The organism is Micromonospora sp. WMMD1076 (genome assembly GCF_029581475.1).
Classification (GTDB): domain Bacteria; phylum Actinomycetota; class Actinomycetes; order Mycobacteriales; family Micromonosporaceae; genus Micromonospora; species Micromonospora aurantiaca.
Map to the genome: position 1 here is coordinate 5,360,557 of NZ_CP120862.1, position 25,465 is coordinate 5,386,021.

Annotated in this window: 25 protein-coding genes; 8 read left to right on the forward strand and 17 right to left on the reverse strand. The window is 71.8% G+C overall.

Going from position 1 to position 25,465, the window contains the following annotated elements; translation table 11 throughout:
- Position 1 precedes the first annotated feature (1 nt).
- The 7 genes from sufU to O7622_RS24105 are packed head-to-tail and all read right to left on the reverse strand — an operon-like array spanning position 2 to position 6,336.
- Positions 2-475 (reverse strand): Fe-S cluster assembly sulfur transfer protein SufU, encoded by a 474-nt coding sequence (gene sufU, locus O7622_RS24075; protein WP_282314210.1) that lies wholly within the window; start codon positions 473-475, stop codon positions 2-4.
- Entirely contained in the window at positions 475-1,809 is a 1,335-nt protein-coding gene (locus tag O7622_RS24080) for a cysteine desulfurase (protein WP_282310461.1), read from the reverse strand. The genes sufU and O7622_RS24080 overlap by 1 nt, the downstream gene beginning before the upstream one ends.
- A gap of 8 nt (positions 1,810-1,817) precedes the next feature.
- Positions 1,818-2,591: a Fe-S cluster assembly ATPase SufC gene (gene sufC / locus O7622_RS24085; RefSeq protein ID WP_013287444.1), complete on the reverse strand. Its 774-nt coding sequence runs from the start codon at positions 2,589-2,591 to the stop codon at positions 1,818-1,820.
- Entirely contained in the window at positions 2,591-2,935 is a 345-nt protein-coding gene (locus tag O7622_RS24090) for a non-heme iron oxygenase ferredoxin subunit (protein ID WP_013287445.1), read from the reverse strand. Before O7622_RS24090 ends, sufC begins: the two co-directional genes overlap by 1 nt.
- A complete protein-coding gene (gene sufD, locus O7622_RS24095; protein ID WP_282310462.1) occupies positions 2,935-4,077 on the reverse strand; it encodes a Fe-S cluster assembly protein SufD in 1,143 nt (380 codons plus the stop codon). Before sufD ends, O7622_RS24090 begins: the two co-directional genes overlap by 1 nt.
- A gap of 55 nt (positions 4,078-4,132) precedes the next feature.
- Complete coding sequence (gene sufB / locus O7622_RS24100; RefSeq protein WP_282310463.1) at positions 4,133-5,563, reverse strand: Fe-S cluster assembly protein SufB; 1,431 nt, start codon at positions 5,561-5,563, stop codon at positions 4,133-4,135.
- Positions 5,560-6,336, reverse strand: a complete 777-nt coding sequence (locus O7622_RS24105; RefSeq protein WP_282310464.1) for an HTH domain-containing protein — start codon at positions 6,334-6,336, stop codon at positions 5,560-5,562. Before O7622_RS24105 ends, sufB begins: the two co-directional genes overlap by 4 nt.
- Positions 6,337-6,433: 97 nt before the next feature.
- Here O7622_RS24105 and O7622_RS24110 point away from each other — a divergent pair, with 97 nt between their 5' ends.
- Positions 6,434-7,396: a COX15/CtaA family protein gene (locus tag O7622_RS24110; protein WP_282310465.1), complete on the forward strand. Its 963-nt coding sequence runs from the start codon at positions 6,434-6,436 to the stop codon at positions 7,394-7,396.
- 74 nt (positions 7,397-7,470) lie between these two features.
- A complete protein-coding gene (locus O7622_RS24115) occupies positions 7,471-9,138 on the forward strand; it encodes a right-handed parallel beta-helix repeat-containing protein (RefSeq protein ID WP_282310466.1) in 1,668 nt (555 codons plus the stop codon).
- A 30-nt stretch (positions 9,139-9,168) separates the two neighbouring features.
- Here O7622_RS24115 and O7622_RS24120 read toward each other — a convergent pair whose 3' ends face one another.
- From O7622_RS24120 to O7622_RS24130, 3 genes are all read right to left on the reverse strand, one after another.
- Positions 9,169-10,083: a hypothetical protein gene (locus O7622_RS24120; protein WP_282310467.1), complete on the reverse strand. Its 915-nt coding sequence runs from the start codon at positions 10,081-10,083 to the stop codon at positions 9,169-9,171.
- A 10-nt stretch (positions 10,084-10,093) separates the two neighbouring features.
- The gene (locus tag O7622_RS24125) at positions 10,094-10,426 is read right to left on the reverse strand and encodes a hypothetical protein (RefSeq protein ID WP_013287454.1); all 333 of its coding nucleotides are present in this window, start codon (positions 10,424-10,426) and stop codon (positions 10,094-10,096) included.
- A gap of 220 nt (positions 10,427-10,646) precedes the next feature.
- A complete protein-coding gene (locus O7622_RS24130) occupies positions 10,647-11,606 on the reverse strand; it encodes a heme o synthase (RefSeq protein ID WP_282310468.1) in 960 nt (319 codons plus the stop codon).
- Between the two features lie 263 nt (positions 11,607-11,869).
- On the opposite strand from O7622_RS24130, the gene tkt reads away from it, so the two are divergent.
- The 6 genes from tkt to pgl all read left to right on the forward strand — a co-directional run bounded on the left by tkt (position 11,870) and on the right by pgl (position 20,267).
- Positions 11,870-14,008, forward strand: a complete 2,139-nt coding sequence (gene tkt / locus O7622_RS24135) for a transketolase (RefSeq protein WP_282310469.1) — start codon at positions 11,870-11,872, stop codon at positions 14,006-14,008.
- 16 nt (positions 14,009-14,024) lie between these two features.
- Entirely contained in the window at positions 14,025-15,203 is a 1,179-nt protein-coding gene (gene tal, locus O7622_RS24140; protein ID WP_282310470.1) for a transaldolase, read from the forward strand.
- Positions 15,204-15,280: 77 nt separating this feature from the next.
- Positions 15,281-16,849: a glucose-6-phosphate isomerase gene (locus tag O7622_RS24145; protein ID WP_282310471.1), complete on the forward strand. Its 1,569-nt coding sequence runs from the start codon at positions 15,281-15,283 to the stop codon at positions 16,847-16,849.
- Positions 16,850-16,899: 50 nt separating this feature from the next.
- Positions 16,900-18,414 (forward strand): glucose-6-phosphate dehydrogenase, encoded by a 1,515-nt coding sequence (gene zwf, locus O7622_RS24150; RefSeq protein WP_282310473.1) that lies wholly within the window; start codon positions 16,900-16,902, stop codon positions 18,412-18,414.
- Positions 18,411-19,427 (forward strand): glucose-6-phosphate dehydrogenase assembly protein OpcA, encoded by a 1,017-nt coding sequence (locus O7622_RS24155; RefSeq protein ID WP_282310474.1) that lies wholly within the window; start codon positions 18,411-18,413, stop codon positions 19,425-19,427. The genes zwf and O7622_RS24155 overlap by 4 nt, the downstream gene beginning before the upstream one ends.
- Before the next feature lie 69 nt (positions 19,428-19,496).
- Entirely contained in the window at positions 19,497-20,267 is a 771-nt protein-coding gene (gene pgl, locus O7622_RS24160; protein ID WP_282310475.1) for a 6-phosphogluconolactonase, read from the forward strand.
- Between the two features lie 77 nt (positions 20,268-20,344).
- On the opposite strand, the gene O7622_RS24165 is transcribed toward pgl, so the two are convergent.
- The 7 genes from O7622_RS24165 to gap all read right to left on the reverse strand — a co-directional run bounded on the left by O7622_RS24165 (position 20,345) and on the right by gap (position 25,312).
- The gene (locus O7622_RS24165) at positions 20,345-20,926 is read right to left on the reverse strand and encodes a transposase (protein WP_282310476.1); all 582 of its coding nucleotides are present in this window, start codon (positions 20,924-20,926) and stop codon (positions 20,345-20,347) included.
- A 10-nt stretch (positions 20,927-20,936) separates the two neighbouring features.
- The gene (locus tag O7622_RS24170; protein WP_282310477.1) at positions 20,937-21,290 is read right to left on the reverse strand and encodes a transposase; all 354 of its coding nucleotides are present in this window, start codon (positions 21,288-21,290) and stop codon (positions 20,937-20,939) included.
- A gap of 86 nt (positions 21,291-21,376) precedes the next feature.
- A complete protein-coding gene (locus O7622_RS24175) occupies positions 21,377-21,721 on the reverse strand; it encodes an RNA polymerase-binding protein RbpA (protein ID WP_018788218.1) in 345 nt (114 codons plus the stop codon).
- A gap of 129 nt (positions 21,722-21,850) precedes the next feature.
- Entirely contained in the window at positions 21,851-22,111 is a 261-nt protein-coding gene (gene secG, locus O7622_RS24180; RefSeq protein ID WP_013287463.1) for a preprotein translocase subunit SecG, read from the reverse strand.
- A 95-nt stretch (positions 22,112-22,206) separates the two neighbouring features.
- Positions 22,207-22,998: a triose-phosphate isomerase gene (tpiA, locus tag O7622_RS24185; RefSeq protein WP_282310478.1), complete on the reverse strand. Its 792-nt coding sequence runs from the start codon at positions 22,996-22,998 to the stop codon at positions 22,207-22,209.
- A complete protein-coding gene (locus O7622_RS24190; RefSeq protein WP_282310479.1) occupies positions 22,999-24,255 on the reverse strand; it encodes a phosphoglycerate kinase in 1,257 nt (418 codons plus the stop codon).
- A 52-nt stretch (positions 24,256-24,307) separates the two neighbouring features.
- On the reverse strand, positions 24,308-25,312 hold the full coding sequence (gap, locus tag O7622_RS24195; protein ID WP_282310480.1) for a type I glyceraldehyde-3-phosphate dehydrogenase: 1,005 nt from the start codon (positions 25,310-25,312) through the stop codon (positions 24,308-24,310).
- Positions 25,313-25,465: the final 153 nt, after the last annotated feature.

Below are 25,465 nucleotides of genomic sequence, written 5' to 3' on the forward strand. Positions count from 1 at the left end.
CTCATGCCTTCACCTCCGGGCTCACGCCCACCCCGGCGCGTGCCGCGGCGTCCTTGAACGCCATCCACGACAACAGCGCGCACTTCACCCGGGCCGGGTAACGCGCGACACCCGCGAACGCCACCCCGTCTCCGAGCACGTCCTCGTCCGGCGTGACCTGGCCCCGCCCGGACATCAACTGCACGAACGCCTCGTGCACCACGGCGGCGTCGCTCGCGGCCTTGCCGCGCAGCAGCTCGTGCAGGATGCTCGCCGACGCCTGGCTGATCGAGCAGCCCATCCCGTCGTACGAGATGTCGGTGAACACACTGCCGTCGGTCGCCACCCGCACGGTGATCTCGTCGCCGCAGGTCGGGTTGACGTGGTGCGCCTCGCCGACCCGGGCGGCCGGGTCCGTGGCCTCCCGCAGGCCGCGACCCTGCGGGTGCTTGTAGTGGTCCAGGATGATCTCCTGGTACAGCGACTCCAACTGCATCACTCGAACACCCTCCGCACCCGCTCCAGACCCGCCACCAGGGCGTCGATCTCCGAGGTGGTGGTGTAGAGGTAGAACGACGCCCGCGTCATGGCCGGCACCCCGAAGCGGGTGCACACCGGCTTGGCGCAGTGGTGCCCCACCCGCACCTGCACGCCGAGCGAGTCGAGCACCTGCCCGACGTCGTGCGGGTGCACGTCACCGAGCGCGAACGAGATCGTCCCGCCCCGGCCGACAGGCACCGTCGGGCCGAAGATCCGCAGGCCGGGCACCGTGGCGAGGGCATCGAGCGCGTACGCCGTCAGCTCCTTCTCGTGCCACTGGACGGCCGGCATGCCGATCGCGGTGAGGTAGTCCACGGCCGCGCCGAGCGCCACCGCCTCGGCGATCGGCGGGGTACCCGCCTCGAACCGGGCCGGCGGCGCGGCGAACGTCGAGCCCGCCATCGTCACCGTCTCGATCATCGAGCCGCCGCCCATCACCGGGGGCATCGCGGCGAGCAGCTCGCCCCGGCCCCAGAGCACGCCGATGCCGGTCGGCCCGCACATCTTGTGCCCGGTGAAGACGATGAAGTCGGCGTCGTAGTCGACCACGTCCATCGGCAGGTGCGGCACCGACTGCGAGCAGTCGAGCAGCAGCAGCGCGCCGACCTCGCGGACCCGCGCGGTGATCCGCGAGGTGGCGTTGACGGTGCCCAGGATGTTCGACATGTGCACCAGCGAGACGATCTTCGTCCGCTCGGTGACCAGGTCGTCCAGGCCGGACTCGTCGAGCCGGCCCTGGTCGGTGACCGGGAACCAGCGCAGTGTCGCGCCGGTACGCTCCGCGAGCAGCTGCCACGGGACGATGTTCGAGTGGTGCTCCATCTCGGAGATCACGATCTCGTCGCCGGGGCCCAGCCGGAACCGCTCGTCCGTCTCGCGGGACGGGGCGACCGGCGCAGCGCCGTGCGCGCGCAGCGAGGCGTTGGAGAACGCGTACGCCACGAGGTTGATCGCCTCGGTGGAGTTCTTGGTGAACACCACCTCGTCCACGCTCGGCGCGTTGATGAACGCGGCGACCTTCGCCCGCGCGCCCTCGTACGCCTCGGTCGCCTCGGTGCCCAGCGTGTGCACCGAGCGCGACACGTTGGCGTTGTGCAGCGCGTAGTGCTCGGCGAGCACGTCGAGCACCTGCCGCGGCTTGTGCGAGGTGTTCGCGCTGTCCAGGTAGACGAGCGGGTGACCGTTGACCTCCCGGTCGAGGATCGGGAAGTCGGCCCGCACCTTCGCCACGTCGAAGCGCGGCACGTCGTCGTACTGCGGCATGCCCGCCGGGATGGCCATCGAGGTCATGTCGAGTCTCAGGCCCGCGCCGCGCCGGCCCCGGCGACGTACCGCTCGTAGCCCTCTTCCTCGAGCTTGTCGGCCAGCTCCCGGCCGCCCTGCTCGACGATCCGGCCGGCCACGAAGACGTGCACGAAGTCCGGCTTGATGTAGCGCAGGATGCGGGTGTAGTGGGTGATCAGCAGCAGGCCGGTGTCGCCGGTGTCGCGCACCCGGTTCACGCCCTCGCTGACCACGCGCAGCGCGTCCACGTCCAGGCCGGAGTCGGTCTCGTCGAGGATCGCCATCTTCGGCTTGAGCAGCTCCAGCTGCACGATCTCGTGCCGCTTCTTCTCACCGCCGGAGAAGCCCTCGTTGACGTTGCGCTGGGCGAACGCCGGGTCCATCTGGAGCTTCTCCATGGCGCCGCGCAGCTCGCCGGCCCAGGTGCGCAGCTTCGGCGCCTCGCCGTCGATGGCGGTCTTGGCGGTACGCAGGAAGTTGGCCACCGACACGCCGGGAACCTCGACCGGGTACTGCATGGCCAGGAAGAGGCCGGCGCGGGCCCGCTCGTCGACTGACATGGACAGCACGTCCTCGCCGTCGAGGGTCACCTCGCCGCCGGTGATCTCGTACTTCGGGTGACCGGCGATCGAGTACGCCAGCGTGGACTTGCCGGAGCCGTTCGGGCCCATGATGGCGTGCGTCTCGCCGGAGCGCACGGTCAGGTCGACCCCGTGCAGGATCGGCTTGAGCTCACCCTCGGGCAGCTTGACCGACACCTTCAGGTCGCGGATCTCCAGGGTGCTCATCAGCGGGTCACTCCATTGCTCGGCAGCGGACGGCCGTCGCCGTCCACGGAAAGGTAGATGTCGCCGTCGCGGACTTCGACGGGATAGACGGGTACGGGTTCGGTCGCGGGCAGCCCGGTGGGCTCACCGGTACGCAGGTCGAAACGGGATCCGTGCAGCCAGCATTCCAGCGTGCAGCCCTCGACCTCGCCCTCGGACAGCGCCACGGCGGCGTGCGAGCACTCGTCGTGCACCGCGTAGAACACGTCGTCCTCGCCGTGCACGATCGCGACCTGCACGCCGTCCACGTCGGCGCTGATCACGGTGCCCTTCGGCACGTCCTCGGTGGAGCAGATCTTGAGCATCAGGCGCCCGCCTTGGCCAGCCGCGCCTCGATGGCGTCGCCGAGGCGCTCGCGCAGGTCCTCGACCGGGATCTTGTTGATCAGCTCGGCGAAGAAGCCGCGCACCACCAGGCGCCGCGCCTCGGCCTCCGGGATGCCCCGGGCCATCAGGTAGAACAGTTGCTCGTCGTCGAACCGGCCGGTCGCGCTGGCGTGCCCGGCGCCGGCGATCTCGCCGGTCTCGATCTCCAGGTTCGGTACGGAGTCGGCCCGCGCGCCGTCGGTGAGCAGCAGGTTCCGGTTGATCTCGTACGTGTCGGTGCCCGTCGCCTCGGCGCGGATCAGCACGTCGCCGACCCAGACCGTGTGCGCGTCGTCGCCCTGCAGCGCGCCCCGGTAGCCGACGTTGCTGCGGCAGTCCGGCACGGTGTGGTCGACCAGCTGCCGGTGCTCCAGGTGCTGGCCGGAGTCGGCGAAGTAGACGCCGTACAGCTCGGCCTCGCCGCCGCGCTGGGTGTACTCCACCGACGTGTACTGCCGGACCAGGTCGCCGCCGAGGCTGACCTGCACGTGCAGGATCCGGGCGTCACGGCCCAGCCGCACCTTGAGGTGCTGCGCCTGCACCGCGTCGTCGGCCCAGTCGGCGACAGTGACCAGCGTCAGCTTCGCCCCGTCGCCCACAGTCACCTCGACGTTGTCGGCCAGCGTGGCCGAGCCGACGTGCTCGATCACCACTGTGGCCTCGGCGAACCGGTCCACCTCAACGAACGTGTGACCGAAGGCGAGCGCCTCGGCGTTCTCGCCGACCACCCGCAGGCGCACCGGCCGCTCCACGACCGCGTCCCGGGCGACGCGCACCAGCAGCGCGCCGTCGGCCCCGCCGTACGCGAGCGCACTGACCCGGTCGAACGGGGTGAGCACGCTGCCCACCCGCGGGTCGTCCCGGCCGATCCGGTCGACTGTGACGCCCTCGGGCAGGTCACCGTGCTCGTGCCGGACCGCGCCGGTCGCGCCAAGCGCCGACCCGGTCAGGCCGCGCAGGCGCTTGAGCGGGGTGAAGCGCCACTCCTCCTCCAGGCCGGTCAGGGCCGGGAAGTCGGCGACGTCGTACGAGCGGAGCGCCTGCGACTTGGTCGTGGGCGGCGCGGAAGCCTGGGTAGTCATCTCTTCCTTGGTCTGTTCTGCGACGAGGTGTCAGTGGGGCGGAGGGCGGGCGGCGTCAGCCGACCGCGCCCTCCATCTGCAGCTCGATCAGGCGGTTGAGCTCCAGCGCGTACTCCATCGGAAGCTCCTTGGCGACCGGCTCGATGAAGCCGCGCACGATCATCGCCATCGCCTCGTCCTCGCTCAGGCCCCGGCTCATCAGGTAGAAGAGCTGGTCCTCGCTGACCTTGGAGACGGTCGCCTCGTGCCCCATCGACACGTCGTCCTCGCGGATGTCGACGTACGGGTAGGTGTCGGAGCGGGAGATCGTGTCGACCAGGAGCGCGTCGCACTTGACGGTGCTCTTGCTGCTGGTCGAGCCCTCAAGCACCTGCACCAGACCGCGGTACGAGGTGCGGCCGCCGCCCCGGGCGATCGACTTCGACACGATGGTCGAGGAGGTGTGCGGCGCAGCGTGCACCATCTTGGCGCCGGCGTCCTGGTGCTGGCCCTCGCCGGCCATGGCCACCGAGAGCACCTCGCCCTTGGCGTGCTCGCCGGTCATGTAGACGGCCGGGTACTTCATGGTGACCTTGGAGCCGATGTTGCCGTCGACCCACTCCATGGTCGCGCCCTCGTGGCACACGGCGCGCTTGGTGACCAGGTTGTAGACGTTGTTCGACCAGTTCTGGATGGTCGTGTACCGGCACCGGGCGTTCTTCTTGACGATGATCTCCACGACGGCGCTGTGCAGCGAGTCGGAGGAGTAGATGGGCGCGGTGCAGCCCTCGACGTAGTGCACGTACGCGCCCTCGTCGACGATGATCAGCGTCCGCTCGAACTGGCCCATGTTCTCCGTGTTGATCCGGAAGTAGGCCTGCAGCGGGATGTCCACGTGCACGCCCTTCGGCACGTAGATGAACGAGCCACCGGACCAGACGGAGGTGTTCAGCGCGGCGAACTTGTTGTCGCCGACCGGGATGACAGTGCCGAAGTACTCCTTGAACAGGTCCTCGTGCTCCTTGAGCGCGGTGTCGGTGTCCAGGAAGACGACACCCTGCTCCTCCAGGTCCTCACGGATCTGGTGGTAGACCACCTCGGACTCGTACTGCGCCGCGACACCGGCGACCAGGCGCTGCTTCTCCGCCTCCGGGATGCCGAGCTTGTCGTAGGTGTTCTTGATGTCCTCGGGCAGGTCCTCCCAGGAGGTGGCCTGCTTCTCGGTGGACCGGACGAAGTACTTGATGTTGTCGAAGTCGATCCCGGTGAGGTCGGCGCCCCAGTTCGGCATCGGCTTGCGGCCGAACAGCCGCAGGCCCTTGAGCCGCAGGTCGAGCATCCAGGCCGGCTCGTTCTTCTTGGCCGAGATGTCGCGTACCACCGCCTCGCTGAGGCCGCGCTGGGCGGACGCCCCGGCGACGTCGGGGTCGGCCCAGCCGTACTCGTAACGGCCGAGGGCCGCGAGCTGCTCCTCCTGGGTCAGGGGCTGGACGATCTGCTCGGTCATCTATCTGTCCTCACAGTGGTGACGGTGGAACCGGACTGGGCGGGAATGTGCGTGGTGCACACGCCGTCGCCGTGCGCGATGGTGGCCAGGCGCTGTACGTGAGTGCCGACCAGACGGGAGATCACTTCGGTCTCGGCCTCGCACAGCTGAGGGAACTCGGCGGCCACGTGCGCCACCGGGCAGTGGTGCTGGCAGAGCTGGCCGCCGGAGGCGATCGTGGACGCGTTGGCAGCGTAACCCTCGGCGGTCAGCGCGCCGGCGAGTGCCTCCGCCCGCGCGAGCGGGGCGTCACCGGCGTCCTCCATTGCCGCCCGGCAGCGGGTCTCCAGCGCGGAGACCTGCTCGGCCGCGAACGCCGCGACCGCCTCGGTGCCGCCGGTGCGGGCGATCCACCGCAACGCGGCGGTGGCCATGTTGTCGTAGTGGTGGGTGCCGCAGCGACCGCGGCCCGCCTCGGTGAGCGCGAAGACCTTGGCCGGGCGGCCGCGCCCGCGGCTGCCGCGGACGGTCTGCTCGCGGGCGACAACGTCACCGTCGGCGAGCATCGCGTCGAGGTGGCGGCGGATCGCGGCCGGGCTCAGGCCGAGCGCCGACCCGAGCTGCGCCGCCGTGGTCGCGCCGCGCTCCAGCAACAGCTGGGTGACCCGGTCGCGGGTCGACAGGTCGGCCGGAGCGGCCTCCCGCTCGCCACGCCGCACGCCGCGACGTGCGCGCGAACCACCGGAGACCGGATCGGTCACCGGGGCCCGGGACAGCGCCGCCGCGTTTTTCACAACGGCAACGTTACGTAATTCGCCGAGGGCCTGCAAACCGGGGTCCGGTGATTCCGACCACCGGGGTGCCGGAGTCACCCGATCGGGATCAACTACGGTGCGTAGGATTCGCGTCGTGAAGCGATCCGTCCGGTTTCCGGTCTCGTCCACGCTGCTGCGCCGCCTCGCGCTCGCCTCGATCATCGCGAACGTCGCGATCGTGGTCACCGGCGGGGCCGTCCGGCTCACCGCCTCCGGCCTCGGCTGCCCCACCTGGCCCCGGTGCACCGAGGACTCCTACACCACCACGCCCGAGATGGGCGTGTACGGGGTGATCGAGTTCGGCAACCGGCTGCTCACCTTCGCGGTCGGGATCATCGCGCTCGCCGTGGTGCTGGCCGTGCTGGCGCACCGCCCCCGCCGCCGCGGGACGCTGCCGCTGGCCGTGGGCGTGCTGTTCGGCATCCCGGCCCAGGCGATCATCGGTGGCATCACAGTGCTCACCAACCTCAACCCGTGGGTGGTCGGGCTGCACTTCCTCGCCTCGATGGCGGTCATCGCGGCCGCGTACGCGCTCTGGCGGCGCATCAAGGAACCGGACGGGCCGATGTCCCCGGCGGTGCCGGCGCCGCTGCGTACGCTCGCCTGGATCACCACGGCGGTGAGCGCGTCGGTGCTGGTGGTCGGCACCTGGGTGACCGGCAGCGGCCCGCACGCCGGCGACCACGGCGCGGCCCGCAACGGCCTGGACCCGGCGGCGATCTCCCAGGTGCACGCCGACGGCGTCTTCCTGCTGATCGGCCTGTCGGTGGCGCTGTACTTCGCGTTCCGGGCGGTCGGCGCGGCGCGGGCGGCCCGGGCCGCCGCGGTGCTGATCGCGGTCGAGCTGGGCCAGGGCGTGATCGGCTTCGTCCAGTACTTCACCCACCTGCCCGCCGTGCTGGTCGGCGCGCACATGCTCGGCTCCTGCCTGGTGCTGCTGGCCACCCTCGGCGTGCTCCGGGCGACCCGGGAGCGGCTCCCGGCCACTCCGGAGGCCCCGGCCGCGCCCGCCGCGCAACGGGTGGGCGCCGCCGCCTGAGCAGGGGCGTTACCGCGCGGCGGGAGCGGGAAAGCGGTCCGGGCCACCGACCGTCCGCCCGAGGGGAGTTCCCCGTGTCGCGCAAGAGCCTCTCCACCACCACCCCGCAACGGCTGACCCCGGTCGCCGGCGCGCCGCTGTGGTGCGACGCCCGCGAGTACGGCCTCACCGGCGACGGGGTCACCAACGACCAGCCCGCCCTGGCGGCGCTGGTGGACCGCCTGGGCGCGGGGTACGACGCCGACGGCCGGGCCCGGGTGATCTACTGCCCGCCCGGCCTGTACTCGATCCGCGACGCCGGGACCGTCTGGCGCAGCGGCGTCTCGCTGCTCGGCGCCGGACCGGCGGCGACCCGCTTCCTGCTCGGCAACGAGGGGAACCGCAGCGCGCCGGTCCCGCTCGCCTTCTGGACCACCGTGCAGCACGGCGCGGACCGGGACCGGCACATCGCCGACTGCACGTTCGCCGACTTCGAGATCGACGGCTCCGGCGTCGCCCAGACCTCCTACGACTACCTGGCCAAGGGGCTGGGCCTGCAGTACGTGGTCCGCGGCGTGTTCCGCAACCTCTACATCCACCACACCGGGGCGACCGGGCTGGGCTGCGACTTCCTTCAGGACAGCCTAATCGACGGGGTGGTGGTGGTCGGGTGCGGCCGGCTGGACAACGGCGACCAGATGGGCGGCGCCGGGATCGGCGTGGGCATCGGCGGCTGGGGCGACGTGGAGCGCCTCACCATCGCCAACTGCACCACTGTCGGCAACGGCACGAACGGCATCTTCCTGGAGCTGCAGAAGGACTACTGGACCCCGCCGCGCGGTATCCGGATCATCGGCTGCCACAGCCAGGCCAACCGGTTCGGCATCTCCGACTGGGGCGCGGACGGACTGATCGTCTCCGGCTGCACCATGACCAACAACCTGGAGGCCGGCTTCGACGTGTCGGCGAACGGCACCGCGGGGGTGGCCGGGCGCGGCGGACTGCTCACCGGCTGCGTGATCGACTCCAACGTCGGCGACGGCATCAGCATGGGCAACACCCCCGGCCCGTACGCGGTGCAGGGCAACCGGATCAGCCGCAACGGCGGTTTCGGCTACCACGAGCACGACCTGGGCCACGGCTACCGGGGCGCGGCGGCCGACGTGGTGATCCAGGACAACGACATCCGGGAGAACGCGCTGGACGGCATCCGGATCGACCGGCCGATGCTGGACACCTCGATCGTCGGCAACCGGATCCGGGACAACGGCCGCCGCTCCGCCCCGGCCTGCTCCGGCTCCGGCGAGGCGGTGCGCTACGGCCCGCGCGAGGTCACCGACGGCAACGCGGACTGGCCCGCGGGCGGGCACCGGGGCAAGGTGGTCCGGGTCGGCTCCCGCGACGCGGTGGTGTCCGACAACAGCGCCACCCGGCTCTCCCTGGCCGAGGTGCGCCCGGACGGCACCACCGGCTGGAACGAGGCCACCCCGGAGCCGGGCGCGGCGTACGAACTGCCCGACGCGCCGCCGGCGTGCGGCGGCATCACGATCGCCGCGCCGTTCGACTCGGCCACCGTGCGCGGCAACCGGATCTGGCACCGGGACGCCGACACCCAGGCGTACGGGATCTGGGTCACCGAGGCGGGTAGTTGCGTCTCCTGCGCGTTCGAGGACAACGACCTGGCCGGCACCGAGGCCGCGCTGCGGCTGGACACGCCGCCGATCGGCGGCCGCTGGGCGCGTAACCACAGCGACCGCGACTGAGGCCGGTGCCGGTCGTCCCGCCGCCTCTGCTCAGCGGCGGACCAGGTGGGTGAGCACCGCGTCGGCGAGCCGGTCCGGGGCGCCGTCGGCGTACCCGACGAACAGGCTCGGCTCGGTCAGCTCCAGCTCGACCAGCACGGGTTCGCCGTCCGGGCCGGGGATCAGGTCGACGCGGGCGTAGAGCAGGCGGTCCGGGCCGCCGGGCACCACCGCGAGCACCTTCCCGGCCACCGCACGCTGCTCCGCCGTGGCGACGCGGGCGTCGATCCGCTCCTCCTTGTAGAGCGCGGCCTCGCCCAGGTCCGGCCCGGTCAGCATCGGACCCTTGCGGATCGCGTGGCTGAACGCCAGGCCGCCGGGGCCGGCCAGGAACAGCAGCGCGGTCTCCCCGGCGGTGTCCACCGCGTCGAGGTACGGCTGGACCATGGTGACCCGCCCGGCGCCGGAGAGCCGCCGGACGTGGGCCGCAGCAAGCTCGCGGTGCTCCGGGTCGGCCAGGTCGTAGCGGCCGGTGTCCTGGCTGCCGGCGCTGACCGCCGGCTTGATCACGTACTCGCCCCCGGAGGGCGGCGTCCACGCCCGCCCGGGCTCGACCCATTCGGTCGGGACGGTGGGCACTCCGGCGGCGGCCAGCTCGGACAGGTAGCGCTTGTCGGTGTTCCAGGCGACCACATCGGCCGGGTTGACCAGGGCCGGCACGGTACGCGCCCAGGCCACGAACTCGTCCGACCGCAGGGCGTAGTCCCACGGGGAGCGGAGCACGACCAGGTCGTACCCGGACCAGTCGACGGCCGGGTCGTCCCAGACCGCGATCTCGGCGGTGACACCGCGGGCGGCGAGCGGACCGAGCGCGAGCCGGTCGTCCGGGTCGAGGCCGGGCAGCTCGGCGCAGGTGACGAAAGCGACCCGGGGTCTCCCCCGGGTCGACTGGTGGTGGTCGGTCATTCGGTATGTGTCAACGGGCCATCGTGCGCCGGGCCATCGACCGCCACAGGTCGTTGCTCGGACGCATCTGGTCCATCAGTTCACGCTCCCAGGCGTTCTCGACGTCGACACCGGCCTTCGCGCAGGCCTGCCGCGCGACGTCCGTGCCGTCGGCGAACTGGTCTGCCCATACCCCGTCGGAACCCACGAGGACGATCCGTGCGCCGCGCTTGCCGACGTACTCGATGACCGCCTTCGCGCCGCCGTGCCCGGCGGCGAACGACTTGATGCCCGCGACCAGGCCGTTGGGGGCCTGCTCGGCGGTCTTGTCAGCCGTCAGCGTCGTATCGGAACCATCTGCCATGACGCGAAGCCTAAGCAGAGTTCCACCCGGATGTGCGAGAACCATGAACTGAATGTGATGCCAATTACCCATCAGTTTAAGAAGAACCACAGGCAATTTGCCCGCACATGTCGCTTTATATCTGGGCGAAGCGGACGGGCGGGATCGTCACAATCTGTCCGGGTTGAACCCCTCCGGGTAAGCCCGAAAAAAATTTCTGATGAACCGCCGGACGGGCGGGTCAGATGAGCGCGTCGAGCGCGACGGCCGCGAAGAGGATCGTGAGGTACGTGGTGGACCAGTGGAACAGCCGCATCGGCTTGACCGCCTCGCCGCGCGTCGCGCGCCGGCACAGCTTGTGCGCCTCGACGAGGAAGATCCCGCCGACCACGAGCGCCGTCACCCCGTAGATCGGGCTCATCCCGAGCGGCCAGACCGCCAGCGAGGAGAGCACCGTCAGCCAGGAGAAGCCGATGATCTCCGCGTTGACCCGCCGGACCGAGGCCACCACCGGCAGCATCGGCACACCGGCGCGGGCGTAGTCGGCCTTGTACTTGATGGCCAGCGCGTAGAAGTGCGGCATCTGCCAGAAGAAGACCACAGCGAACAGGCCCCACGCGGCCGGCGCCAGCGAACCGGTGACAGCGGCCCAGCCGATCAGCACCGGCGCGGCGCCACAGATGCCACCCCAGAACGTGTTGGCGGCCGTGGTCCGCTTCAGCCACAGCGTGTAGACCAGGTCGTAGTAGGCGATCGCGGCCAGCGTCAGCACTGTCGCCAGCCAGTTCGTCGCCGCCGCCATCAGCGCCACCGAGACGGCGGCCAGCACCAGGCCGAAGACCAGCGCGCTGCGCGGCGACACGGTGTGCGCGGGCAGCGGACGGCGCTTGGTGCGCCGCATGAGCTGGTCGATGTCGCGGTCGATGTAGCAGTTGACGACGCTCGCCGCGCCGGCCGCGAGCGACCCGCCGACGAGCACCACCGCGACCAGCCACAGCGACGGCATCCCGCCGTGGGCGAGCATCATCGCCGGCACCGTGGTGACCAGAAGCAGCTCGACGATCCGCGGCTTGGTCAGCGTCACGTACGCCGCCACCACGGCTCGTACGTCCCGCCGGCCACTCGCCGGCACCTCCGCCACCGCGCCCACCGGCGACTGCCCGGCAGGGTTGCTGACGGGGCGCTCGGTGATCATGCTCACGGATTGCCACCTTCCGGCATCGGCGGGGGAGGTCGTTCGGCCCGGACCGCTGCGGGTCCACACACCGCCCCACACACTACGCGGCGTCGTTTTGGCTGCCCCGTGGACCCGGCAACGGTGCGAGCCGTCACACCTGGGGTTGAACGACCGGTCGTCCGCGATCCGTACAGAACAGCATGCCGAGATCCCCGGGCGGACGTTTAGCACCGCTCGATAGGGTCATCAGTGAGGGTTCCGCCCATCTGCCGAGGAGCACAACCATCGTGGCTGCCAACCGACCCGAGCTTCCCGCTCTCAACTGGTCCGACCTCGACCGCAGGGCCGTCGACACGGTCCGCGTGCTGGCCATGGACGCCGTGGAGAAATCCGGCAACGGCCACCCGGGGACGGCGATGAGCCTCGCCCCGGCGGCTTACCTGCTCTTCAACCGGGTCATGCGGCACAACCCCGCCGACCCGAACTGGGCCGGGCGCGACCGGTTCGTGCTCTCCGCCGGCCACTCCAGCCTGACGCTCTACATCCAGCTCTTCCTCTCCGGCTACCCGCTGGCGCTGGACGACCTCAAGGCGCTGCGCCAGTGGGGCTCGCTCACCCCGGGTCACCCGGAGCACGGCCACACCCCGGGCGTGGAGACCACCACCGGTCCGCTCGGCCAGGGCCTCGGCAACGCGGTCGGCATGGCCATGGCCGCCCGCCGCGAGCGCGGCCTGTTCGACCCCGAGCCGGACCGCGCCGACTCGCCGTTCCGGCACGACGTCTGGTGCATCGCCTCCGACGGTGACATCGAGGAGGGCATCACCCACGAAGCCAGCGCGCTCGCCGGTCACCAGCAGCTCGGCAACCTCTGCGTGATCTACGACGACAACGAGATCTCGATCGAGGACGACACCCGCATCGCCAAGAGCGAGGACGTGGCGGCCCGCTACGAGGCGTACGGCTGGCACGTGCAGACGGTGGACTGGCGCCGCGGCGACGCCGACCAGGGCGACCACCACGAGGACGTGGAGGCGCTGTACGAAGCGCTGCTGGCCGCCAAGGCGGAAACCGGCCGGCCGTCGTTCATCGCGCTGCGCACGATCATCGGCTGGCCCGCCCCGAACAAGAAGAACACCGGCAAGATCCACGGCTCGGCGCTCGGCGCGGACGAGGTCAAGGCCACCAAGGAGATCCTCGGCTTCGACCCGCAGCGCACCTTCGAGGTCGACGAGGAGGTGCTCAAGCACGCCCGTCAGGTGCTGGAGCGCGGCGCGCGGGAGCAGGCCGAGTGGACCACCGGGTTCGACGCCTGGGCGCAGGCCAACCCGGAGCGCAAGGCGCTGTGGGACCGGATGGCCACCCGTAGGCTGCCGACCGGCTGGACCGACGCGCTGCCGACCTTCCCGGCGGACGCCAAGGGCGTCGCCACCCGGGCCGCCTCCGGCAAGATCCTGGAGGCCCTGGCGCCGGTGCTGCCCGAGCTGTGGGGCGGCTCGGCCGACCTGGCCGAGAGCAACAACACCACCATGAAGGGCGAGCCGTCGTTCGTCCCGGCCGCGCACGCCACCAAGGACTTCCCGGGCGACGAGTACGGCCGCACGCTGCACTTCGGCATCCGTGAGCACGCCATGGGCTCGATCCTCAACGGCATCGCCCTGCACGGCGGCACCCGCCCGTACGGCGGCACGTTCCTGGTGTTCAGCGACTACATGCGTCCGGCGGTTCGGCTGGCCGCGCTGATGAAGCTGCCGGTGACGTACGTCTGGACCCACGACTCGATCGGCCTCGGCGAGGACGGCCCGACGCACCAGCCGATCGAGCACCTGACCGCGCTGCGGGCCATCCCCGGCCTGGACGTGGTCCGCCCGGCCGACGCCAACGAGACGGTCTGGGCGTGGCGGCAGGCGCTGGAGCACACCGACCGGCCGACCGCCCTGGCGCTCAGCCGCCAGGCGCTGCCGACGTTCGACCGCACCGACCTGGCCGGCGCCGAGGGCGTCGCCAAGGGCGGGTACGTGCTGGCCGAGGCCTCGAACGGCAAGCCGCAGGTGATCCTCGTCGGCACCGGCTCCGAGGTGCAGCTCTGCCTCACCGCGCGGGAGCGGCTGGAGGCCGACGGCACCCCCGCCCGGGTCGTCTCCATGCCCTGCCAGGAGTGGTTCTTCGCCCAGGACGAGGCGTACCGGGAGTCGGTGCTGCCTCGCGGGGTAAAGGCACGGGTGAGCGTGGAGGCGGGTATCGCGATGTCGTGGCGCGCGATCGTCGGCGACAGCGGCGAGTGCGTGAGCATCGAGCACTACGGCGCCAGCGCGCCGCACACCGTGCTCTTCGAGCAGTTCGGGTTCACCCCCGACCGGATCGTGGCCGCCGCGCACGCGGCGCTGGCCCGGGTGGGCGACATCACCGGTTTCACGACCGGCAACTGAGGGGAGCGTGGACGGCATGACGGACAGGCTGAAGGAACTCCAGGGCGCCGGTGTGGCGATCTGGCTCGACGATCTTTCCCGGGTACGGCTGACCTCCGGCGGGCTGGACAAGCTGCGCCGGGAGAGCCACGTCGCCGGGGTGACCACCAACCCGACGATCTTCGCGAAGGCGCTGAGCGACGCCGACGAGTACGACTGGCAGCTTCGTGACCTCGCCGTACGCGGCGTCGACGTCGAGGAGGCGGTCCGCATGCTCACCACGTACGACGTGCGGTGGGCCTGCGACGTGATGCGCCCGTCGTACGACGTCAGCGGCGGCGTGGACGGCCGGGTGTCGATCGAGGTGGACCCGCGCTCGGCGCACGACGCGACGAAGACCGTCGCCGAGGCCAAGGCGCTGTGGTGGCTGGTGGACCGGCCGAACCTGTTCATCAAGATCCCGGCCACCGAGGAGGGCCTGCCCGCGATCACCGCGACGCTCGCCGAGGGGATCAGCGTCAACGTCACGCTGATCTTCGGGCTGGACCGCTACTCGCAGGTGATGGAGGCGTTCCTGGCCGGCCTGGAGCAGGCGCAGGCCAACGGGCACGACCTGTCGAAGATCGGCTCGGTCGCCTCGTTCTTCGTCTCCCGGGTCGACACCGAGGTGGACAAGCGGCTGGAGAAGATCGGCTCCGACCAGGCCAAGGCGCTGCGCGGCAAGGCCGCTGTCGCCAACGCCCGGCTCGCGTACGAGCGCTACGGCGAGGTGTTCTCCTCGGCGCGCTGGCAGAAGCTGGCCGACGCTGGCGCACACCCGCAGCGCCCGCTGTGGGCCTCCACGTCGACGAAGAACCCGGACTACCGGGACGTCATCTACGTCGAGGAGCTGATCGCCCCCGGCACCGTCAACACCATGCCGGAACCGGTCATCCACGCCTACGCCGAGCACGGCGAGACGAAGGCGGACACCGTCACCGTCGCGTACGACGACGCCCGCCAGGTCTTCGCCGACCTCCTGGCGGCGGGCGTGGACCTGTCCGACGTGATCGCGACGCTGGAGCGCGAGGGTGTGGAGAAGTTCGAGGCGAGCTGGGTGGAGCTGCTGGAGGGGGTCAAGAAGTCCCTCGCCGAGGCGGCCAAGGGCTCGGGCAGCCCGCACCGGGCCGCCGGGAGGAACGCGCAGGCGGCGCAGCAGGCCGGCGGCAACGCGTGACCGAAGGCGTCCGGCGCGTCCCGGGGCCGGGCCCCGGGACGCGCCGCGCCGTACCGTGGACCGGGTGAGGTGGCACCGTGAGTGACCTGCTGGCCGGGCGCGCGGACATGGCCGCCGGCCTGGTCGTGCGCGGGGCCGACGCCCTCGGTGCATCCACCCGCGCCACGCTCGTCTCCCACGACGTCCCGGCCCGGCTCGCCGCCGCGGACCCGGCCCTCTGGGGGCCCGCCGCCGAGCCGGCGGCCCTCGACCGGCTGGGCTGGCTGCACGCCCACCGGCGCAGCCGGGACCTGCTCCCCCAGCTCGCCGAACTGGCCGCCGAGCTGGGCGACCTGGACCACGTGGTGCTGGCCGGCGCCCACGACGACACGCTCGCCGCGGAGGTGCTGGCCGACTGCCTGGGCCGGCCGCTGACAGTGCTCGACACCGCCGACCCGGGACCGATCCGGGCCGCGCTCGCCGACCGTCCGGCGCGTACCCTCCTGGTGCTCGCCGCCGGGCACGGCCTCGACCCGGCCACCGACGCCCACCTGCGCGCCTACCGGCAGGCGTGGGCGGACGAGGGCCCCGACGCCGCCCGGCACGTCGTGGTGGTCACCGAACCCGGCTCGGAACTCGCGGCGCGCGCCGACGAGCTGGGCGCGATGGTGATCCCGGCCGAGCCCGGCGTGTCCGGGCCGTGGGCCGCGCTCACCGCGTCCGGCCTGGTCCCGGCGGCGCTGGCCGGCGCGCCGGTGGCCGAGGTGCTGGACGAGGCCGAGGCGCTCACCGGCGCGCTCGACCGGGACCGGGACAATCCGGCCCTGGCGCTCGGCGCGGCACTGGGCGCGGCCCCCGGCACCGGCCGGGACACGATCGCGCTGGTTCCCGACGGCACCGGGCTCGACGGTCTGGGCCGCTGGACCGGCGCGCTGCTCACCCACGCGACCGGCGGACGGCTGCTGCCCGTGGTCGCGGAGTCCCCCGACTCCCCCGGCGCCACCGGGCCGGGCGTGCTGACGGTCGGTCTCGGTGGCGCCCTGGGCGCAGGCGTCGGACCGGGCGTGGCCGCCGACGTCGCGGTCAACGGCCCGCTCGGCGCGCACCTGCTCACCTGGGCCTACGCGGCCGCGACCGCCGCGGTGACGCTGCGGACCGACCCGTTCGCGGCGCCCGCCGCCGCGGTGGCCGACGACGCGCCGGAGAGCGGGCCACCGTCGTCGATCGAGGGCGCGATCGAGGTGTACGCCCCGAGCGGCGCCCCGGCCGGCCTGACCGGCGCGCTGCGCTGGCTGCTCGACGGTCTGGGTGAACGGGAGCACCTCGTGGTGACCGCGTACCTCGACCGGCACGCCGACGCGGCGGTCGCCGGGCTGCGCCCGCTGCTGGCGCGGGCCGCCGGACGGCCGGTCACCTTCGGCTGGGGCCCGCGCCGTCCGCAACACACCGACATCCACGGCCGGCACCTCCAGATCACCGGTGCGGTCACCGATGATCTGGAGGTGCCCGGCCGTCCGTACACCTTCGCGCAGCTCCAGGCGGCCCAGGCCGCCGGCGACCGGCGGGCCCTGGCCGGCCGGGAGCGACCGGTGCTGCGCCTGCACCTGACCGAGCGGGCGGCGGGTGCCGCCCAGCTCCTGGACACGGCCGGACGGACACGCACGTGACGATCAACGACCTGGAATCAGCGGACCGAGACGCAGGAGGAGGTGGCCCGGTGAACCCACTGCGCGATCCGCAGGACCGGCGGCTGCCCCGGATCCCCGAGCCGTGTGCCCTGGTGATCTTCGGGGTGACGGGCGACCTGGCCCGCAAGAAACTGCTGCCGGCGGTCTACGACCTGGCCAACCGGGGGCTCCTGCCGCCCGGCTTCGTGGTCCTGGGCTTCGCCCGCCGCGACTGGGGCGACGGCGACTTCGAGTCGGTGGCGCACGACGCGGCCAAGAAGCACGCCCGCACGCCCTGGCGGGAGGAGGTGTGGGCCCGGCTCGCCGGCAACATCAAGTTCGTCGGCGGCTCGTTCGACGACGACGCGGCGTTCGACCACCTCGCCGCCACGCTCGACGAACTGCGCGACTCGCACGGCATCCCCGGCAACGCGGCCTTCTACTTCTCCATCCCCCCGGCGGCCTTCCCGGTGGTGCTCAAGCAGCTCGCCCGCACCGGAATGGCGGACAACGCCAAGTCCGGCGGCTGGCGGCGGGTCGTGGTGGAGAAGCCGTTCGGCAACGACCTGCCCTCGGCCAAGGCGCTCAACGACCTGGTCGACGACGTCTTCACCCGCCAGGACGTGTTCCGGATCGACCACTACCTGGGCAAGGAGACGGTCCAGAACATCCTGGCGCTGCGCTTCGCGAACAACCTGTTCGAGCCGCTGTGGAACTCCAAGTACGTCGACTCGGTGCAGATCACCATGGCCGAGGACGTCGGCATCGGCACCCGCGCGGCCTTCTACGACTCGGTCGGCACCGCCCGCGACGTGCTCCAGAACCACCTGCTCCAGTTGCTCGCCCTGGTCGCGATGGAGGAACCGACGAGCTTCGACGCCGACGAGATCCGGGCCGAGAAGCTCAAGGTGCTCAAGGCGATCACCGTGCCGCGGGACGTCTCCGAGGACACCGTGCGCGGCCAGTACCTGCCCGGCTGGGTAGGTGGCGAGCGCGCCAAGGGCTACCTGGAGGAGGAGGGCGTCCCGGAGGGCTCCACCACCGAGACGTACGTGGCGGTGAAACTGGGCATCCAGAACCGCCGCTGGGCCGGGGTGCCGTTCTACATCCGGGCCGGCAAGCGGCTGCCCCGGCGGGTCACCGAGGTGGCCATCATGTTCAAGAAGGCGCCCCACCTGCCGTTCAACGCCGCCGACATGGAGTCCCTGGGCCCCAACCAGCTCGTCATCCGGGTGCAGCCGGACGAGGGCGTGGTGCTGAAGTTCGGCTCCAAGGTGCCGGGCACCACGATGGAGGTCCGCGACATCGCGATGGACTTCCAGTACGGCGAGGCGTTCACCGAGTCCAGCCCCGAGGCGTACGAGCGGCTGGTGCTGGACGTGCTGATCGGCGACCGGACGCTGTTCCCGGACGCCGCCGAGGTGGAGCAGAGCTGGCAGGTCGTCGACCCGCTGGAGCACGCCTGGGAGGGCACGACCCCGGAGCCGTACCGGGCCGGTGAGTGGGGGCCCCGGGCCGCCGACGAGATGCTGGCCCGCGAGGGCCGGGCTTGGAGAAGAGCATGATCGGGCTGTGGGACACCACCGGCAACGAGGTGGTCAAGGCGCTGGCCGCGGAACGGCGCAGCGCGGGCGGGGTAGCCAGTGGCATGGCGCTCACGCTGATCGTGGTGGTGGACGAGAAGCGGGTACGCGAGGCCGAGGCGGCGGCCACCATCGCCGCGGCGGCGCACCCGTGCCGGCTGCTCGTGGTGGTCCGCTCCGACGTGGAGCGCGACCGCAACCGGCTGGACGCGGAGATCGTCGTGGGTGGCCGGCTCGGGCCGTGCGAGGCGGTGGTGACCCGGATGTACGGGCGGCTCGCGCTGCACGCCGAGTCGGTGGTGATGCCGCTGCTGGTGCCGGACGTACCGGTGGTGACGTGGTGGCACGGCGAGCCGCCGGAGGAGATCTCCACCGACTTCCTCGGCGTGGTCGCGGACCGGCGGATCACCGACTCGGCACAGGCGGCCGACCCGATCGCCGCGCTGCGGCAGCGGGCCTGCGACTACGCCCCGGGCGACACCGACCTGGCGTGGACCCGGATCACCCCGTGGCGCACACTCGTGGCGGGCGCGTTCGACACCACCCAGGCCCGGGTTACCGAGGCGAGCGTGGTGGCGCCCCCGTCGGACCCGACGGCGGCGCTGATGCGCGGCTGGCTCAAGGCCCGGCTCGGCATCGACCCGGTCCTGACCGCCACCGAGGAGTTCCCGCGGATGCGCCAGGTGCAGCTGCGCTGCGCCAACGGCGACGAGCTGACGCTCACCCGGGACGACAGCATCGCGGTGTTCCGGCGTACCGGGCAGGAGGACCGCACGCTGCCGCTGGTGCGCCGGCCGCTCGGCGACGAGCTGGCCGAGGAGCTGCGCCGCCTCGACGCCGACCAGGTGTACGCGGAGGCGCTCGGCGCGGCGGCCGGGATCACCGGGCTCGACCAGCGTCCGGTCCAGCGGGTGCACGTGTGGAAGGATCCGGCGACCGCCCGGCGGGCCGAGGCCGGTGTGACCGCGCACGCGGGCGCGACCGCGAACGAGTGACCGCCCGGACCGGGTGGTCGGAGGCACAGGTGACCGCCGGTGGGCGGTCGGAACACGAGGGCTCGACGGATGACTGAGGCGAGTGTCGCCGTACACGCCGACCCCGACCTGCTGGCGCAGGCGGTGGCGGCCCGGTTGGTGGTGAAGCTGCTCGACGCGCAGGCCGAGCGCGGCCAGGCGTCGGTGGTGCTGACCGGCGGGCGGATCGCCGCGGCGGTGTACCGGGCGGTCGGGCAGCTGCCCGCCCGGGACGCCGTCGACTGGTCCCGTGTCGACGTGTGGTGGGGCGACGAGCGGTTCCTGCCCGGCGGCGACCCCGAGCGCAACGAGACGCAGGCACGGGCGGCGCTGCTGGACACGGTGCCGCTCGACCCGGCCCGGGTGCATCCGATGCCGGCGTCGGACGGCCCTGCGGGTGACGACCCGGAGGCGGCTGCCGCCGGGTACGCGCGGGAGCTGGCCGCCGCGGCCCGGCCCGGGAACGCGGTGGTGCCGCACTTCGACGTGCTGATGCTCGGCGTCGGCGAGGACGGGCACGTCGCGTCGGTGTTCCCGGAGCACCCGGTGCACCACGACAACCGGGCGGTCAGCGCGGTGCGGGGCAGCCCGAAGCCGCCGCCGGTGCGGACCACGCTGACCCTGCCGACGATCAACACGGCCGAGGAGGTCTGGCTGATCGCCGCCGGGGCGGACAAGGCCGGGGCGGTGGGCATGGCGCTGGCCGGGGCCGGGCCGGTGCAACTGCCGGCGGCCGGGGTGCGGGGCGTCTCCCGTACCCTCTGGCTGCTCGACCGGGCCGCGGCGGCCAACGTGCCGCCCCGCCTGCGCAGCCTCCGCTGAGCATGTAAGGAAGGGCCCCTTCTTAACGTCTCCGGTAGAGAAGGGGCCCCTTCTTAGTGAGTGTTTGAGATTCCGGCTCAGGTGTGGGTTGCCTGGGCCGGTTTCGTGTGTCGGGCCAGGCGGGTGACCATGACGTGGATCATGGCCCAGGTAACGAAGGCGGCGTGGCTGACCGGTAGGCGTTCGTAGTCGCGTACGCAGCGGCGTTTCTTGCTGATCCAGGCGAAGGTCCGTTCGGCGACCCAGCGTCGGGGAAGCACGACGAAGGTGTGTTGTCCGGGGAGTTTGTGGACCAGCTGCACGGTGAGGTCGAGGGCTTGGCGGGCCCAGGTGCTCAGGGTGCCGATGTAGCCGCCGTCTGCCCAGAGCAGGCGCAGGCCGGGGTGAAACAGACGGGTGCGCCAGAGCAGGTCACGGGCGATGGTGCGGTCGTTGACGTGAGCGCCGGTGATCATGACGGCCAGCAGCAGGCCCATGGTGTCCACGACGATGTGGCGTTTACGGCCGTTGACGTTCTTCGCCACGTCGAACCCGCGGCTGGATCGGGGCACGGTGTCCGCGGCGCGCACCGACTGGGAATCGATCGCGCCGGCGCTGGGATGCGCGTGCCGTCCGGCGGCGGTACGGCACTGCTCCCGCAACCGGTCGTGCAGACGCATCAACGTGTGGTCATCGCGCCATCGAGCGAACCACCAGTACACCGTCCCCAGGGGGCGGGAACTCCCGCGGCAGGGCCCGCCACGGACAACCGGTGCAGGCCACATACAAGATCGCCGTGACGATCGCCCGCATCGGATGCGACGGCGGCCGCCCCCGCCGACCGACCGACACCGGCGTGACCAACGGCGCGATCACCGCCCACTGCGCATCGGTCAGATCACCGGGATACCGCCGCCGCGCCGCCCGTTCCCGTTCCCGCCGCACCCGCTGCGGCGGATAGCGGCGGGGCGACGCGGACGGCGTGACAGTGATCGGGTACAACGTCATCAGAAGGCCCTCGGTATGAAACGGTCGGCTCGACACCACCGGACCTACCGAGGGCCTTCCCTCACCTCAACCCGACACGCCGCCACACCCCAAATCCCAAACACTCACTTAACACCTCGGGGTCAGGCGCGGCCGCGGCGACGCCGCAGCGCGTCGAGGGCCTCGGCGAGCAACGCCTCCCCCTCCTCCGGCGTGCGGCGCTCCTGCACGTACGCCAGGTGGGTCTTGTACGGCTCGGCGCGCTGGCGGCCCGGCGGGTCGCCCGGGTCGGGGCCGGCTGGCTCGCCGCAGCGGGGGCACTCCCACGTGGCGGGCGTCTCGGCCTCGGCGGCGATCAGGAACTCGACCCGGTGCCCGTGGCGGCACCAGTAGACGACCGGGCGGCGCGGCGCGGGCTCCACCCGCTGGTCGAACCGCTCGGGGGCGGACCCGATCCGGGTGCCGCGGATGACGTTGTTGCTGGGCACGGTTGCTCGCTCCCTGTCGTCGGAGGGGACCGCCGCCGGAGGGGCAGGCGACGGGCGACGGGCGGAGAAACAAAACTGCGCGCGGTCCGTGACGGACCGCGCGCAGATTGTACGCTTCTCAGCGCCGACTCAGGTGCCGCTGGCCATCTGCAGCCGCAGCCAGAGCCCGAGCCCGACGATGCACGCGAACCAGACGATTCCCACCAGAACGGTGTAGCGGTCGAGGTTCTTCTCGGCCACCGACGAACCGGCCAGGCTGGAGCTGACGCCGCCGCCGAACATGCTCGACAACCCGCCGCCCTTACCGCGGTGCAGGAGGATCAGCAGGGTGAGCAGGACGCTCGTGATGACCAGCAACACGATCATCGTGTAGGCGAACCAGATCGGCATGGCGGGGGTCAGTCCTCTCGTTGCGATCACTGCCCGGACCTGTCGGGCACGGCGGCACCGACCGGTGGACGGGCAGCGTCAAGGATAGCGAGCGATCAGCGGGTGATGTGCTCCGGGAACCGGCAGATCTGCGCGAACTCCTCCGCGTCCAGGCTGGCGCCCCCGACCAGGGCCCCGTCCACGTCCGGCTGCGCCATGATCGCGGCGACGTTCGACGCCTTGACCGACCCGCCGTACAGGATCCGGACCTGCTCGGCGGTGCCCTCGTCGTAGGTCTCGGCGATGCGCTTGCGCACCGCGCCGCAGACCTCCTGGGCGTCGTCAGGAGTCGCCGTCTTGCCGGTGCCGATCGCCCAGACCGGCTCGTACGCCACGACGACCCTGGTGACCTGCTCGGCGGTGAGCCCCTTCAGCGCGCCGTCGAGCTGGTCGCAGCAGTGCCGCACCTGACCCGACTGCTCCCGGACCTCCAGGCCCTCGCCGATGCAGAGGATCGGGGTGAGCCCGTTCGCCAGCGCCGCCGACACCTTCGCGTTGACGAGCGCGTCGTCCTCGTGGTGGTACTGCCGCCGTTCGGAGTGCCCGACCACCACGTAGCCGCAGCCCAGCTTGGCGAGCATCGGCCCGGCGACGTCACCGGTGTACGCGCCGGACGGGTGCGGCGACAGGTCCTGCGCGCCGTAGCCGATCAGCAGCTTGTCGCCGTCCACGGCGGTCTGCACGGTACGCAGATCGGTGAAGGGCGGCAGCACCACGCACTCGACGTCGGTGAGCTGCTTCTCGTTCAGGCTCGCGGCCAGCTTCTGCACCAGCAGGTTGGCCTCGAGGTGGTTCAGGTTCATCTTCCAGTTGCCGGCCATCAGCGGCCGGCGGGTCGTACTCGCCATTCAGTTCTCCAGGGCCGCGATGCCGGGGAGGGTCTTGCCCTCCAGGTATTCCAGGGAGGCGCCACCACCGGTGGAGATGTGCCCGAACGAGGACTCGTCCAGGCCCAGCGCGCGCACCGCGGCGGCCGAGTCGCCGCCGCCGACCACGCTGAACGCGTCGGCCTTGGTGATCGCCTCGGCCACACCGCGGGTGCCGTTGGCGAACGCCGCCATCTCGAACACGCCCATCGGGCCGTTCCAGAAGACGGTCTTCGCCTGCGACAGCGCGGCGGCGAAACCGGCCACCGTCTCCGGGCCGATGTCCAGGCCCAGCCGGTGACTCGGGATGCCGTCGGCGGGCACGGTGTCGTGCGCGGCGTCCGGCGCGAACGCGTCGGCCACCACCACGTCCACCGGGAGCATGATCTTGCCCGGCGCGCGCTCCATCAGGTTGCGGCAGGTCTCGACCATGTCCTTCTCCAGCAGCGAGGTGCCCACCTCGTGGCCCTGGGCCTTGAGGAAGGTGAAGCACATCCCGCCGCCGATGAGCAGCCGGTCGACGGTCGGCAGCAGCGCCTCGATGACGGCCAGCTTGTCGGAGACCTTCGAGCCGCCCAGCACCACCACGTACGGCCGCTCCGGCTCGCCGGTGAGGCGGCTGAGCACCTCGACCTCGCGCAGCACCAGCCGGCCCGCGTAATGCGGCAGCCGGGCCGGTACGTCGTGCACGCTGGCGTGCTTGCGGTGCACCGCGCCGAACGCGTCGTCCACGTAGGCGTCGCCGAGCGCCGCGAGCTGGTCGGCGAACGCGCCCCGCTCCGCGTCGTCCTTGCTGGTCTCGCCCTTGTTGAAGCGCAGGTTCTCCAGCAGCGCGACCTGGCCGTCGGCCAGGTCGGCCACGGTGGACCGCGCCGAGTCGCCGACTGTGTCCTCGGCGAAGTGCACCGGGGCGCCGAGCAGTTCGCCGAGCCGCCCGGCGACCGGGCGGAGGCTGAACTGCGGGTCCGGCGCGCCCTTCGGGCGGCCCAGGTGCGAGCAGACGACCACCTTCGCGCCGGCCTGCACCAGCGCGCTCAGCGTCGGCAGGACGGCCCGGATCCGGCCGTCGTCGGCGATCCTTACTCCGTCCGGAGCGCCGCCTTGCGGCGCGGAGGCGGCGTCATGATCGTTCATCTCCCCGGACTGCTTGTCGAGCGGGACGTTCAGGTCGGCGCGCACCAGCACGCGCCGACCCGACACCCCCTCGGCGAGCAGGTCGTCGAGGTTACGGATCGTCACGGAGCCAGCCCTCCGTTCGTGACTGCGGGGCTCGCGAGCTCACTCCTCGCACTCACAGCGACTGACCCACCAGCTTGACCAGGTCCACCAGGCGGTTCGAGTAGCCCCACTCGTTGTCGTACCAGCCGACGACCTTGACCTGGTTGCCGATCACCTTGGTCAGCGGCGCGTCGAAGATGCACGACGCCGGGTCGGTCACGATGTCGGCGGAGACGATCGGGTCCTCGTTGTAGGTGAGGATGCCCCGCAGCGGGCCCTCGGCGGCGGCCTTGAGCGCGGCGTTGACCTCGTCCACAGTGGTCTCCCGGCCGACCGTGACGGTCAGGTCGGTGGCCGAGCCGGTCGGGATCGGCACGCGCAGCGCGTAGCCGTCCAGCTTGCCCTTGAGCTCCGGCAGGACCAGGCCGATGGCCTTCGCGGCGCCGGTCGAGGTCGGCACGATGTTGAGCGCGGCGGCCCGGGCCCGGCGCAGGTCCTTGTGCGGCGCGTCCTGCAGGTTCTGGTCCTGCGTGTACGCGTGGATGGTGGTCATCAGACCCTGCTGGATCCCGAACGTGTCCTGCAGGACCTTCGCCATCGGCGCGAGGCAGTTGGTGGTGCAGGAGGCGTTCGAGATGACGTTGTGCTTGGCCGGGTCGTACTGGTCCTGGTTGACGCCCATGACCACTGTGACGTCCTCGTTCTTCGCCGGAGCGGAGATGATGACCTTCTTGGCCCCGCCGTCGAGGTGCGCCTTCGCCTTGGTGGCGTCGGTGAAGAAGCCGGTGGACTCGATGACCACGTCGGCGCCGACCTCGCCCCACGGCAGCTTCGCCGGGTCCTTCTCGGCGTACGCCTTGATGGTCTTGCCGCCCACGGTGATCTCGTCGGCGGTGGCCTTCACCTCGTGCGGGAGGCGGCCCAGGATGCTGTCGTACTTGACAAGGTGGGCGAGCGTCGCGTTGTCGGTCAAGTCGTTGACCGCCACGACCTCGATGTCGGCGCCGGACGCCAGCACTGCCCGGAAGAAGTTGCGGCCGATCCGGCCGAAGCCGTTGATGCCAACCCGGATGGTCACAGGTCCCATCTCCTCGCGTTCTGGTCCGCCGGCGCCAGACCGGGGCCGGCGGAGGTGTGTGCGCCGACCGTTGGAGCCGGCCGTCGACATGTCATCTCGGCCACCCCGCCGCGGTCACGGAGACCTGACCGCCCGAGGCGGTGAGCACGGCGA